A 12,359-nucleotide genomic window follows, 5' to 3' on the forward strand; every position below is an offset into this window, starting at 1 on the left:
AGCGGCCGCACCTCCACCGCGAGACAGCGAAAGGGGCGGATGCCGCGCAGCACGCGGCATCCGCCCCTTCTCGTCTCGTCGGGCTAGCCCGCGAGCGCCGGCTCGGTGCGCGCCTCGAGCTCGGCACGCACGGCGCGCGTCGCCTCGAGGATGTTCTCGAGCGAGGCGACCGTCTCGTCGTAGCCGCGGGTCTTCAGGCCGCAGTCGGGGTTCACCCAGAGCCGCGACGCCGGGATCTCGGCGACCGCGCGCTCGAGGAGCGCCTGCACCTCGGCCGTCGACGGCACGCGCGGCGAGTGGATGTCGTAGACGCCCGGGCCGATGCCGTGGTCGAATCCGCTCGTCGAGAGGTCGTCGACGACCTCCATGCGACTGCGCGCCGCCTCGATCGAGGTCACGTCGGCGTCGAGGTTCTTGATCGCGTCGATGACCACGCCGAACTCCGAGTAGCAGAGGTGCGTGTGCACCTGCGTCGCCGCCGCCGCGCCCGCCGTCGCGAGCTTGAACGAGCCGACCGACCAGTCGAGGTACGCCGGCTGGTCGGCGAGCTTCAGCGGCAGCAGCTCGCGGAGCGCGGGCTCGTCGACCTGGATCACCTTGATGCCGGCGCCCTCGAGGTCGGCGATCTCGTCGCGCAGGGCGAGGGCGACCTGGCGCGCGGTGTCGCCGAGGGGTTGGTCGTCACGCACGAACGACCAGGCGAGGATCGTCACCGGGCCCGTGAGCATGCCCTTGACGGGCTTCTCGGTCAGCGACTGCGCGTACGACGACCACTCGACCGTCATCGGGGCCGGCCGCGAGACATCCCCCCAGAGGATCGAGGGGCGCGTGCAGCGCGAGCCGTACGACTGCACCCAGCCGTGCTCGGTGACGGCGAAGCCGTCGAGCAGCTCGGCGAAGTACTGCACCATGTCGTTGCGCTCGGGCTCGCCGTGCACGAGCACGTCGAGGCCGATCTCCTCCTGCAGGCGCACGACCCGCTCGATCTCCTCGCGCATGAGCTGCGCGTAGCCGTCGGCGTCGAGCTCGCCCTTGCCGAGCCGCGCGCGGGCGCGACGGATGTCGCTCGTCTGCGGGAACGAGCCGATCGTCGTGGTCGGCAGCTCGGGCAGCTCGAGCTCGGCCTGCGCGGCGACGCGGGCGGCGTAGTCGCCGCGGTCGAAGTCGCCGCTCACGAGGGCGGAGAGCCGCTCGCGCACTGCGGGCACGCGCACGCCGGGTGCGCCGCTGCGGTCGGCCAGGGCGGCGGATGCCCCGTCGAGCTCGGCGGCGATCGCGTCGCGGCCCTCGGCGAGCCCGCGTGCGAGGGTCGCGACCTGCGCGACCTTCTGGTCGGCGAAGGCGAGCCATGAGACGAGTCGGGCGTCGAGCGCCTGCTCGTCCTCGACGTCGTGCGGCACGTGCAGCAGCGAGGTCGAGGTCGACACGGCGACGCTTCCCGAGAGGTGCTGCACTGCGGCGATGCGGTCGAACGCCGCGGCGAGGTCGCCCCGCCAGATGTTGTGCCCGTCGACGACGCCCGCGACGAGCGTCTTCGCGGCGAGCGCCTCGGCCGTGACGGGGTCGAGGCCCTCGGGCAGCGCACCGCGCACGAGGTCGAGCGAGATCGCCTCGACCGGGCTCGCGGCGAGCACCGGCAGCGCGTCGTCGAGCGAGCCGTAGGGCGCAGCGACGAAGATCGCCGGACGCTCGTCCTGCGCGCCGAGCGCGTCGTAGGCCGCGGCGGCCGACTCGAGCACGCGGGCCCGCGGCTCGTCGATCGACTCGCTCACGAGCGCCGGCTCGTCGAGCTGCACCCACTCGGCACCCGCGCGGGCGAGCTCGGCGAGGAGCTCGGCGTACACCGGCACGAGCTCGTCGAGGCGGTCGATCGGGCGGAAGCCCTCGGGCGCGTCGTCGGCGGCCTTCGCGAGGAGGAGGAAGGTGACCGGGCCGACGATGACCGGACGGGTGAGGAACCCCTGCGCCTTCGCCTCGGCGAACTCGGCGAGGATGCGCTCGGCGTGCAGCGCGAACGAGGTCTCGGGGCCGATCTCGGGCACGAGGTAGTGGTAGTTCGAGTCGAACCACTTCGTCATCTCGAGCGGGGCGTCGTCGCCGACCCCTCGGGCGATCGTGAAGTAGGCGCCGAGGTCGACGCTGCCGTCCTCGCCGAGGAACCGGGCGAAGCGCGTGGGCACGGCGCCGACGGCGACGGCGGCGTCGAGCACCTGGTCGTAGAACGAGAACGACTCGGGGATGGCCGAGCCGGTGCGGTCGAGACCCTGCGCGGCGAGACGCTCGCGGGTCGCGGCGCGGAGCTCGGCGGCGCGAGCCTCGAGCTCCTCCGCGTCGATCGTGCCGGCCCAGAAGGCCTCGACGGCGCGCTTGAGCTCACGGCGACGGCCGATCCGGGGGTAGCCCAGGATGGTGCCGGTGGGGAAGGCGGGTGCGGTCATCGTGCGGTGTTCCTCTCATTGACGAGCTGTGCTGGGACTCCGAGTCCGAGCCGGGCGAGCACGCCCAGCACGGCCTCGTGACGATTGAAGGTGTAGAGGTGCAGGCCGGGCGCGCCGCCCGCGAGCACCCCGGCGGCGAGCTTCGCGGCGTACGCGACGCCGAGCTCGGCCTGGGCCTCGGGATCGGGTTCGATCTCGAGGTCGATGGCGAGCTCGGCCGGGGCCTCGACCCCGGTGAGCTCGGCGAGCCGGGCGAGCCGCGCCGGCGTCGTGACGGGCATGATGCCCGGCAGGATCGGGATGGTGACGCCCGCCGCGCGAGCGCGGTCGACGTAGCCGAGGTAGTCGTCGGCGTGCCAGAACAGCTGGGTGATGGCGAGGGTCGCCCCCGCGATCTCCTTCGCGAGCAGGGCGTCGACGTCCTGATGGGCGCTCCGGGAACGCGGATGCCCCGTGGGGAACGCCGCGACCGCGACGCGCTCGGGCCGGGGCCGCTCGCGGATGCGCGACGCGCCCGGGACGCCGGGCACGCCGACCTGGGCGAAGGGCTCCCGCTCCTCCTGAACCCGGTGGATGAGCTGCACGAGTTCGGCCGCGCTGCCGAGGTCGCCGATGCCGGCATCGGGGCCGGCGCCCTCCGGCGGGTCGCCGCGCAGTGCGAGGAAGCTCGTCACCCCGGCGTCGAGGAACTCGCGTACCAGCCGGTTCGCCTCCGCGTGCGAGGAGCCGACGCAGGTGAGGTGCGCCATCGGCTCCACCGCGGTGTGCTCGAGCATGTAGCGGAGCACCGTCAGCGAGCGGTCGCGCGACGAGCCGCCCGCGCCGAACGTCACCGAGATGAACGCGGGGTCGGCCTCTGCGAGCCGGTCGATCGTCCGGCCGAGGGCGAGCGCCGCGGCATCCGATCGAGGGGGGAACAACTCGAACGACACCGGCGGGCGCGGTCGACAGTCCGCATCCCGGAGGTCGGAACCGGTGGCTGCCATGGGACTCCTGCGTGGCGCAGCCGATGCGGCGGAAGCGCGGCAGGCCGCGTCCCCCGGCCGGAATCGGCGGGTGGGTCTCGCGGGCGGGTGCCGGGCTCGGCGGTCGCTCCTGGTGCCCGGCATCCGGCCGTGCACCGACGATCAGGAGCGACGATACGCGCCGATCACCCCCGCCGCCCCTCTATGACGCGAGGTGACGCGAGGTGTCGCGGAGTGACCTGAACCGCCGGTCGGGAGCGCCTCAGGCGTCGACGGGAGCCCGGAAATCGGCCAGCTGTGCGGAGAGTTCGGGCGACACGAGCGCGCGCACGTGCGTGCCGGCCTCGAGGTAGTCGACCGAGAGCACACGGCCGGTCTCGTGCAGCGTCGACACGACATCGCCCCGGTCGTAGGGCACGACGAGGTCGATCTCGACCGCCGGGTCGGGCAGCATGCGCGTGATCGCCGCGAGCACCTCGTCGATGCCCTCGCCCGTGCGCGCCGAGGCGAACACGGCGCCGGGTTCGAGCCCGCGCAGCACCAGACGGTCTTCGGGCGTCACGAGGTCGGCCTTGTTGAAGACGATCAGCTCGGGGATGTCGCGTGCCCCGACCTCGCCGATGACGTCGCGCACCGTGGCGATCTGACCGGCCGGGTCGGGGTGCGCCGCGTCGACGACGTGCACGATGAGATCGGAGTCGCCGACCTCCTCGAGCGTCGAGCGGAACGCCTCGACGAGCTGGTGCGGGAGGTTGCGCACGAAGCCGACCGTGTCGGCGAGCGTGTAGACCCGGCCGTCGGCGGTCGTGTTGCGGCGCACCGTGGCGTCGAGCGTCGCGAACAGCGCGTTCTCGACGAGGAGGCCCGCGCCCGTGATGCGGTTCAGCAGGCTCGACTTGCCGGCGTTCGTGTACCCGGCGATGGCGACCGAGGGGATGGCGTTGCGCCGTCGGTTCGCGCGCTTCGCGTCGCGGGCGGGCTTCATGCCCGCGATCTGCTTGCGCAGCTTCGCCATGCGCGAGTGGATGCGACGACGGTCGAGCTCGATCTTCGTCTCACCGGGACCACGCGAACCCATTCCCGCACCGCCGCTGCCGACCTGGCCACCGGCCTGGCGCGACATCGACTCGCCCCAGCCGCGCAGGCGCGGGAGGAGGTACTCGAGCTGCGCGAGCTCGACCTGCGCCTTGCCCTCGCGGCTCTTCGCGTGCTGGCTGAAGATGTCGAGGATGACGGCCGTGCGGTCGATCACCTTCACCTTGACCGCGTCCTCCAGCGCACGCCGCTGGCTCGGCGCGAGCTCGGTGTCGGCGACGACCGTGTCGGCGCCGAGCGAGGCGACGATGTGGCGCAGCTCCTCGACCTTGCCGCGACCGAGGTAGGTGCTCGGGTCGGGGTGCGGGCGCCGCTGCAGGACGCCGTCGAGCACCCGCGCGCCCGCCGTCTCGGCGAGTGCAGACAGCTCGCGCATCGAGTTCTCGGCGTCGTCGAGCGAGCCCTGCGAGTAGACGCCGATGAGCACGACGTTCTCGAGCCGGAGCTGCCGGTACTCGACCTCGGTGACGTCCTCGAGCTCGGTCGAGAGGCCCGCGACGCGTCGGAGCGCCGCGCGCTCCTCTCGGTCGAACTGCTCGCCGTCGGTCTCGGCGCCGGCTGCGGCGTCGGAACCGTGCTCCATGAGGGCCTCGGCGGCACCCGAGCCGAACCGGGTCAGCCCGGCCTTCGTCTCAGCGCCGCGCAGCACCCGCTCGACGGCGTCGTCCGCGGTGTTCTGTTCGGCGTCATTCATCACGTTCAAGCCTAGTTCCAATCGCTGCGATAGGTTCCCTGTATGGGTTCAGACCACTATTTCTCCGCGTCTCCGTCGAGCAGTTCGCGCACCCGCTCCATCCGCGCGACCCTCGCCGGCCGCGAGGTCGAACTCACGACCGCCGGCGGCGTCTTCAGCCCCGAGCACCTCGACCAGGGCACTCGCGTGCTCCTCGACCAGGTGCCCGCTCCCCCGGCATCAGGCGACCTGCTCGACCTCGGGTGCGGTTGGGGCCCGATCGCGCTCTCGCTCGCGCTCCAGTCGCCGGATGCCACGGTGTGGGCCGTCGACGTCAACGAACGCGCGCTCGAACTCACGCGGCAGAACGCCGCACGACTCGGTCTGCACAATGTCAACGCCGTCCTGCCCGACGATGTTCCCGATGCGGTCCGATTCGCCGCGATCTGGTCGAACCCGCCGATCCGCGTCGGCAAGGCCGAGCTGCACGCACTCCTCGAGCGGTGGCTGCCCCGCCTCGACGACGACGTCGAGGCGGTCGCCTGGCTCGTCGTCGCGAAGCACCTCGGCGCGGAGTCGCTGCAGCGCTGGATCGGCGAGGAGCTCGGACTCGACGTCGACCGCGCCGCGAACGCGAAGGGCTTCCGCGTGCTGCGGGTCGCGCACGCGGCATCCGCCTGACCGACGCGGGACCGAGGGCGCCGCGAGGTCGGCGGCCGAGCCCGCTCAGGCGAGCGTCAGCACGCCGTCGAAGACGAGTTCGGCCGGGCCCGCGAGGGCCACGTGCTCGCCGTCGGCGGCCGCGAACATGCGCACGCCGACCACCCCGCCCGGCACCTGCACCCGCCAGTCGTTCGGCGCTGAGGCGCCCGCCCAGTGCCGCACCGCCAGCGCCGAGGCGACGGCGCCCGTGCCGCACGAGAGCGTCTCGCCCGAGCCGCGCTCGTGCACCCGCATGCGGATACGGCCGACCCCGTCCTCGACGAGCGGTTCGGCCGGCACGACGAACTCGACGTTCGCGCCCGCCTCGGGTTCGGGGTCGAGGATCGGCGAGTACGCGAGGTCGAGGCCCTCGAGCTCGTCGTCGTCGGCGAGGGCGACGACCACGTGCGGGTTGCCCACGTCGATGCCGAGGCCGGGCCTGGCCACCGGGAGCTGCTTGGCGCGCACCAGCGGCTCGCCGCCGGCGAGTCGCCACGGGCCGAGGTCGACCTGGAAGCCGGTCGCCGTGCGCGTCACGAGCCGCACCCCGGCACGGGTGCCGATCGCGAGTTCGGCGCCGGGGTGCAGCTCGGCGAGCCCCTGGTCGAGCAGGTACCGCACGAAGACGCGGATGCCGTTGCCGCACATCTCGGAGACCGTGCCGTCGGCGTTCCAGTAGTCCATGAACCAGACCGCGCGCGGATCGGCCGCGAGCGCCGCCGCACCGTCGTCGAGGTTCTGCGAGCGCACGGCACGGATCACCCCGTCGGCACCGACGCCGAAATGGCGATCGCAGACGGCAGCGATCTGCGTCGGCGTCAGCGCGTTCTCACCCTCGGGATCACTGAAGAGCACGAAGTCGTTGCCCGTGCCCTGGCCCTTGGTGAATCGCAGATCGAACGGCATGCGACTCAGTCTAGGGCGGCCTGACGGGCCAGTTCGGCGCCCCGGGCCACGACGTCGTCGGCGTCGATCTCGACCGCGTCGCGGTAGCGCTTGAACCACCCCACCTGGCGCCGCGCGTAGGTGCGGGTGAGCTGCTGCGTCTCCGCCACGGCCTCGGCACGCGGCATCCGGCCCTGCAGCTCGGCGAGCGCCTGCGCGTAGCCGATGGCCTTGCGCGCGGTGACCCCGCGCTCGAGGCCCAGCGGCACGAGCCCGCGCACCTCGTCGACGATGCCCTGCCGCCACATCCCGTGCACGCGATCGTCGAGCCGCTCGACGAGCACACCGCGATCGGCGCGCAGGTGCACGATGCGGTGCTCGCGCCACGGCACCGGCTCGTCGGGGAGACGCGCGGCCGCAGCCTCGCCGGTGACCTCGATCACCTCGAGCGCGCGCACCACGCGGCGGCCGTTCTGCGGGTCGACCTTCGCCGCCGTCTCGGCGTCGATGCCGCGCAAGCGCGCGTGCAGCATTCCCGGCCCGTGCTCGGCGAGCTCGGCCTCGAGCCGGGCCCGCACCTCGGGGTCGGTTCCCGGGAAGCGGAAGTCGTGGATCACGGACGAGACGTACAGTCCCGAACCGCCGACGAGGAGGGCGACGCCGCCCCGGGCGATGATCTCGTCGATGCGCGCCCGAGCGCGGGCCTGGTACTCGGCGACGGACGCCTCGTCGGTCACGTCGAGCACGTCGAGCAGGTGATGCGGCACACCGCGTCGCTCGTCGAGCGAGAGCTTCGCGGTGCCGATGTCCATGCCGCGGTAGAGCTGCATGGCGTCGGCGTTGACGACCTCGGCCGTGCGCCCGGTGCGGTCGAGCGCGTCGGCGAGGTCGAGTGCGAAGGCCGACTTGCCGGTGCCGGTCGCGCCGACGACGGCGATGAGGCTCACGTCAGCGCTGACCGTCGGTGGGGTCGTAGATCGGCATCGTGCCGACGCCCGGCGACACGAGCGGCTCGCCGCCGCGCACGCGCAACGACGGAAGGCCGAGCGAGACCCGGCCCGGCGTCGACGAACCCTCGCCGGCGCCCGCAGCCGGCACGCCGCAGCTCTCGGCCTGCGCACGATCCCACGCGTCGCCCGCGCGGGTGCGCCGCACCCTCAGCGGCGCGTCGTCGGTGGAGTCGGCGATGAGGTGGAACGGCGCGGCCTGCGTGATGACGACCGACACGACGTCGCCCGGGCGCGGCAGTTCGGAGCCCGCGGGCACCTCGAAATGCACGAGGCGGCTGTCTTCGGCGCGGCCGCTGAGACGGTGCGTCTCGGCGTCCTTCTTGCCCTCGCCGTTGGCGACGAGCACCTCGACGGCGTGGCCTGAGAGCTTCTGATTCTCTTCCCAGGAGATGCGCTCCTGCAGGGCGATGAGCCGCTCGTAGCGCTCCTGCACGACCTCCTTCGGCACCTGGTCCTCCATCGTCGCCGCTGGGGTGCCCGGGCGGATCGAGTACTGGAAGGTGAACGCCGAGGCGAACCGAGCCGCCTCGACGACCCGCATGGTCTCGAGGAAGTCCTCCTCAGTCTCGCCCGGGAAACCGACGATGATGTCGGTCGAGATCGCCGCGTTCGGGATCTTCGCGCGCACGCGGTCGAGGATGCCGAGGAACCTCTCGGAGCGGTACGAACGGCGCATCGCCTTGAGGATGCGGTCGGAACCCGACTGGAGCGGCATGTGCAGCTGCGGCATCACGTTGGGCGTCTCGGCCATCGCGTCGATCACGTCGTCGGTGAACGCCGCGGGGTGCGGGCTCGTGAAGCGGATGCGCTCGAGGCCCTCGATCTGACCGGCCGCGCGCAGCAGCTTGCCGAACGCCTGGCGGTCGCCGAACTCGACGCCGTAGGAGTTCACGTTCTGACCGAGCAGGGTCACCTCGATCGCGCCGTCGTCGACGAGCGCCTGGATCTCCGCGAGGATCTCGCCCGGGCGGCGGTCCTTCTCCTTGCCGCGGAGCGCCGGCACGATGCAGAAGGTGCAGGTGTTGTTGCAGCCGACCGAGATCGAGACCCAGCCGCTGTAGCTCGAGTCGCGCTTCGTCGGCAGCGTCGAGGGGAACACCTCGAGGGCGTCGAGGATCTCGAGCTGCGCCTCGTCGTTGTGGCGCGCCCGCTCGAGGAGGCTCGGCAGCGCGCCCATGTTGTGCGTGCCGAACACGACGTCGACCCAGGGCGCCTTCTCGAGGATGAGGTTCTTGTCCTTCTGGGCGAGGCAGCCGCCGACGGCGATCTGCATGCCCGCGTGGCGACGCTTGACCCCCGCGAGATGGCCGAGGTTGCCGTAGAGCTTGTTGTCGGCGTTCTCGCGCACGGCGCAGGTGTTGATGACCACGATGTCGGGTTCGCTGCCGTCGGCCGGCACGTAGCCCGCCGCCTCGAGCGAGCCGCTGAGGCGCTCGGAGTCGTGGACGTTCATCTGGCACCCGAAGGTGCGGACCTCGTAGGTGCGCGGCGCAGGCGTCGTCGCCCCGGCGCGGACGACCTCGTGAATGGTGCTCATGATCGCACCAGTTTACGAGCCCTCGCCGGACAGTGCCGCCGTCACCGCCTCGCGCACGATGTCGCCGGGATACCCTCGGCGCTGGAGGAACGCCGAGAGGCGGCGCTCGGCCGTCTGGCGGTCGAGGCCGCGGAGCTGACGTGCCCGGCGCTCGGCGACGACGCGGGCGTTCTCGAGTTCGGTCTCGGGGTCGAGGTCTTCGACGGCGGCCCGCGCGACCGACTGGTCGACGCCGCGACGCCCGAGCTCCTGCAGGAGTGCGCCGCTGCCTTTGCCTCGCCGCACGCCCTGGCTGTGCACCAGCTGCTCGGCGAGCCGCGCGTCGTCGAGGTAGCCGAGCCGCTCGTAGCGCTCGATCCACTCCTCGACCTCGGACTCGTCGAGCCCGTGTTCGGCGAGCACCGAACGCACCTCGGAGACCGAGAGCGCGGAGCGGCTCAGCCGCGAGACGACGAGCCGGTCGATGCGCGCGTCGCGCTCGACGCCCGACTCGTCGGGTTCACCGTCGGGGGCGCTGCCGAAGCGGGAACCACGGGCGGCTCGCGACCGTTTCGAGCCCGTGTCGCGAGCAGCGACCGGCTCACTCGGCTCCTCTTCGCCGAACCAGCGGTCGGGAACCTCGTTGCCTGCGGCGTGCTCGGCGAACGCCTCGGATGCCCGGCGAGGCCGGCGCGCCGGTGCAGATCGACGCGCCGTACCCGCCTCACCGGGACGTTCTTCGGCCGGGGGCGCGGCGTCATGCCGCACCCACGGCAGGTAGGTGACCGGGGCGAGGTGCTCGGCCGACGGGTCGTGCATATCGCTCCCCTCCCCGGTCATCTGGTGCTGCTCGCCGCTCAGGCGCCCTTGCGCTTCGCGGTGATCGACTCGACGTTCGCCGGCGCCGTGGTCGCGGCCGCGGCACCCGCCTGGCCGATGCCGAGCTTGACGAGGATCTTCTGCTCGATGTCGGCGGCGATGTCGGGGTTCTGCAGCAGGAAGTTGCGGGCGTTCTCCTTGCCCTGACCGAGCTGGTCGCCGTCGTAGGTATACCAGGCGCCCGACTTCTTGACGATGCCCTGGTCGACGCCGTAGTCGATGAGGCTGCCCTCGCGGGAGATGCCGACCCCGTAGAGGATGTCGAACTCGGCCTGCTTGAAGGGCGGCGCCATCTTGTTCTTGACGATCTTCACGCGGGTGCGGTTGCCGACCGCCTCGGTGCCGTCTTTCAGGGTCTCGATGCGGCGGATGTCGAGGCGGACCGAGGCGTAGAACTTCAGCGCCTTGCCGCCGGCGGTCGTCTCGGGGCTGCCGAAGAACACGCCGATCTTCTCGCGGAGCTGGTTGATGAAGATCATCGTGGTGTTCGTCTGGTTGAGCCCACCGGTCAGCTTGCGCAGCGCCTGCGACATGAGTCGGGCCTGGAGGCCGACGTGCGAGTCGCCCATCTCGCCCTCGATCTCGGCGCGGGGCACGAGCGCCGCGACGGAGTCGATGACGATGAGATCGATCGAGCCGGAGCGCACGAGCATGTCGGCGATCTCGAGCGCCTGCTCACCCGTGTCGGGCTGCGAGACGAGCAGCGCGTCGATGTCGACGCCCAGCTTCTTCGCGTACTCGGGGTCGAGCGCGTGCTCGGCGTCGACGAAGGCGGCGATGCCGCCGGCGCGCTGGGCGTTGGCGATCGCGTGCAGCGTGAGCGTCGTCTTGCCCGAGGACTCGGGGCCGTAGATCTCGACGATGCGGCCGCGCGGGAGACCACCGACGCCGAGAGCGACGTCGAGGGCGATCGAACCGGTGGGGATGACCTCGACGGGCGCGCGGTCTTCGCTGCCGAGGCGCATGACCGACCCCTTGCCGAACTGGCGGTCGATCTGCGCGAGTGCGGCTTCGAGTGACTTCTCGCGGTCTGCGGGTGATGCCATGATGTGGGCTCCTTCGATGCTCGTGTGCTGCTGCCTCTAGGCTGTCGTTCCACGTTGCGGGCCCCGGCTGACCGGTGCTGACCCGCGGCGTCTCGCGACAAGGCGTTTGCGGTGTGTTCCGACGCTTCGACCGTATGGTCGACCACCGACATCCGAGGCCCTCTCGGGCCGGCATGTGGAGGGATGCGTCGTTCCTCCTGCTGTTGAGGAGCCTAACGCAGAACCCGAACGGATGTTCGAACCGACACTCCGCGTGTCGAACGCGTCTTCGGAACGGGATGCACGAACAACGCCGACGGCGCGGGCGGCGTCAGCGCCCCGAAGCGCCCCGCGCCTCCCCCGGCATCGGGCGCCCTGCGCCGTGCCGGTGCGACTCGGGGACATCCGTCGCCTCGCAGAGCGCGAGCCAGACCTCGCGCGGCCGCACGCCCGCGGCGAGCGCTTCGTTCGCCGTGCGCCCGCCGAGCGAGGCGAGCACGAGGTCGTTCACGACGACCCCGCCGTACCCCGCGCCGAACTCGGCGTCGACGGCGATCTGGAATTCGCTGAGCTTCACGGAACCTCCCGGACATGGCTTCGGCCGGTCCGAAGACCGGCCGAAGCACGAGAAAACGATCGGGTCGCCGTGCTCAGCGGACCATCATGTCGGCGTCGAACTCGGCGACGAGCTCGTCGGGCAGGCTGTCGGGGACCACGGAGAGCCCCTCGAGCACCGCGATGCGGTCGCCGACCTCGTGCATGATCACCGAGATGGGCGTGTCGAGCGCCTCGGCGACCGAGGCGAGGATCTCGGAGGAGGCCTCTTTCTGACCCCGCTCGACCTCGCTCAGGTAGCCCAGGGCCACGCTCGCCTTGGACGCGACCTGCCGGAGCGTTCGCCCCTTCTGCAGGCGGAAGTCCCTCAACACGTCGCCGATCTCCTGTCGAACCAGAACCATCGGGGAACCTCCTTCTACACTGCCTTCGACTCCGCCGGAGCCGGAAACGGGAGCGTCAGTCTACCTGATGCTCGTGGCTTCCAATCTAGCGTCGCACACTGGGGCTTTCGTGTGAACCTGCCACATGTAACAGGGTGTTCACGAAGACTATTCCGCTATCTCCGTTCTTCCTCCCAAGCGGGCAGCGCGGCGGTGATCGGGTCGCCTCCGGA

General features: G+C 71.7%; 11 protein-coding genes. 1 reads left to right on the forward strand and 10 read right to left on the reverse strand.

The genetic code is table 11. From position 1 onward, the window contains the following. Positions 1-83 precede the first annotated feature (83 nt). The 3 genes from metE to hflX form a co-directional block, all read right to left on the reverse strand. Positions 84-2,438, reverse strand: coding sequence for a 5-methyltetrahydropteroyltriglutamate--homocysteine S-methyltransferase (gene metE, locus ACFVAJ_RS00160; RefSeq protein ID WP_376940767.1), 2,355 nt, complete (start codon positions 2,436-2,438; stop codon positions 84-86). Further along, positions 2,435-3,424: a methylenetetrahydrofolate reductase gene (locus tag ACFVAJ_RS00165; RefSeq protein WP_376940768.1), complete on the reverse strand. Its 990-nt coding sequence runs from the start codon at positions 3,422-3,424 to the stop codon at positions 2,435-2,437. The genes metE and ACFVAJ_RS00165 overlap by 4 nt, the downstream gene beginning before the upstream one ends. 241 nt (positions 3,425-3,665) lie before the next feature. Beyond that, entirely contained in the window at positions 3,666-5,192 is a 1,527-nt protein-coding gene (gene hflX, locus ACFVAJ_RS00170) for a GTPase HflX (protein ID WP_376940769.1), read from the reverse strand. 42 nt (positions 5,193-5,234) lie between these two features. Here hflX and ACFVAJ_RS00175 point away from each other — a divergent pair, with 42 nt between their 5' ends. Then, positions 5,235-5,852 carry a class I SAM-dependent methyltransferase gene (locus ACFVAJ_RS00175; RefSeq protein WP_376940770.1) on the forward strand — a complete coding sequence of 206 codons (618 nt, stop codon included), beginning with the start codon at positions 5,235-5,237 and terminating at the stop codon, positions 5,850-5,852. Positions 5,853-5,897: 45 nt separating this feature from the next. On the opposite strand, the gene dapF is transcribed toward ACFVAJ_RS00175, so the two are convergent. The 7 genes from dapF to ACFVAJ_RS00210 all read right to left on the reverse strand — a co-directional run bounded on the left by dapF (position 5,898) and on the right by ACFVAJ_RS00210 (position 12,147). Next, positions 5,898-6,779: a diaminopimelate epimerase gene (dapF, locus tag ACFVAJ_RS00180; RefSeq protein WP_376940771.1), complete on the reverse strand. Its 882-nt coding sequence runs from the start codon at positions 6,777-6,779 to the stop codon at positions 5,898-5,900. A gap of 5 nt (positions 6,780-6,784) precedes the next feature. Next, positions 6,785-7,705, reverse strand: coding sequence for a tRNA (adenosine(37)-N6)-dimethylallyltransferase MiaA (gene miaA, locus ACFVAJ_RS00185; RefSeq protein ID WP_376940772.1), 921 nt, complete (start codon positions 7,703-7,705; stop codon positions 6,785-6,787). A gap of 1 nt (position 7,706) precedes the next feature. Next, positions 7,707-9,305 (reverse strand): tRNA (N6-isopentenyl adenosine(37)-C2)-methylthiotransferase MiaB, encoded by a 1,599-nt coding sequence (miaB, locus tag ACFVAJ_RS00190; RefSeq protein ID WP_376940773.1) that lies wholly within the window; start codon positions 9,303-9,305, stop codon positions 7,707-7,709. A gap of 12 nt (positions 9,306-9,317) precedes the next feature. Further along, positions 9,318-10,103, reverse strand: a complete 786-nt coding sequence (locus ACFVAJ_RS00195; RefSeq protein WP_376940774.1) for a regulatory protein RecX — start codon at positions 10,101-10,103, stop codon at positions 9,318-9,320. A gap of 38 nt (positions 10,104-10,141) precedes the next feature. Then, positions 10,142-11,209 (reverse strand): recombinase RecA, encoded by a 1,068-nt coding sequence (gene recA, locus ACFVAJ_RS00200; RefSeq protein ID WP_376940775.1) that lies wholly within the window; start codon positions 11,207-11,209, stop codon positions 10,142-10,144. 310 nt (positions 11,210-11,519) lie between these two features. Further along, positions 11,520-11,765 carry a DUF3046 domain-containing protein gene (locus ACFVAJ_RS00205; RefSeq protein ID WP_376940776.1) on the reverse strand — a complete coding sequence of 82 codons (246 nt, stop codon included), beginning with the start codon at positions 11,763-11,765 and terminating at the stop codon, positions 11,520-11,522. Between the two features lie 73 nt (positions 11,766-11,838). After that, positions 11,839-12,147: a helix-turn-helix domain-containing protein gene (locus tag ACFVAJ_RS00210; RefSeq protein ID WP_130351053.1), complete on the reverse strand. Its 309-nt coding sequence runs from the start codon at positions 12,145-12,147 to the stop codon at positions 11,839-11,841. Between the last annotated feature and the right edge of the window lie 212 nt (positions 12,148-12,359).

The sequence above is a fragment of the Agromyces sp. NPDC057679 genome (assembly GCF_042799635.1).
Taxonomy (GTDB): domain Bacteria; phylum Actinomycetota; class Actinomycetes; order Actinomycetales; family Microbacteriaceae; genus Agromyces.

Excerpts from the sequence above, each read along its gene's own strand:
- hflX (WP_376940769.1), bottom strand. The coding sequence starts at position 5,192 with ATGAATGACGCCGAACAGAACACCGCGGACGACGCCGTCGAGCGGGTG.
- miaB (WP_376940773.1), bottom strand. The coding sequence starts at position 9,305 with ATGAGCACCATTCACGAGGTCGTCCGCGCCGGGGCGACGACGCCTGCG.
- dapF (WP_376940771.1), bottom strand. The coding sequence starts at position 6,779 with ATGCCGTTCGATCTGCGATTCACCAAGGGCCAGGGCACGGGCAACGAC.
- metE (WP_376940767.1), bottom strand. The coding sequence starts at position 2,438 with ATGACCGCACCCGCCTTCCCCACCGGCACCATCCTGGGCTACCCCCGG.
- ACFVAJ_RS00195 (WP_376940774.1), bottom strand. The coding sequence starts at position 10,103 with ATGCACGACCCGTCGGCCGAGCACCTCGCCCCGGTCACCTACCTGCCG.
- ACFVAJ_RS00165 (WP_376940768.1), bottom strand. The coding sequence starts at position 3,424 with ATGGCAGCCACCGGTTCCGACCTCCGGGATGCGGACTGTCGACCGCGC.
- ACFVAJ_RS00175 (WP_376940770.1), top strand. The coding sequence starts at position 5,235 with ATGGGTTCAGACCACTATTTCTCCGCGTCTCCGTCGAGCAGTTCGCGC.
- recA (WP_376940775.1), bottom strand. The coding sequence starts at position 11,209 with ATGGCATCACCCGCAGACCGCGAGAAGTCACTCGAAGCCGCACTCGCG.
- ACFVAJ_RS00210 (WP_130351053.1), bottom strand. The coding sequence starts at position 12,147 with ATGGTTCTGGTTCGACAGGAGATCGGCGACGTGTTGAGGGACTTCCGC.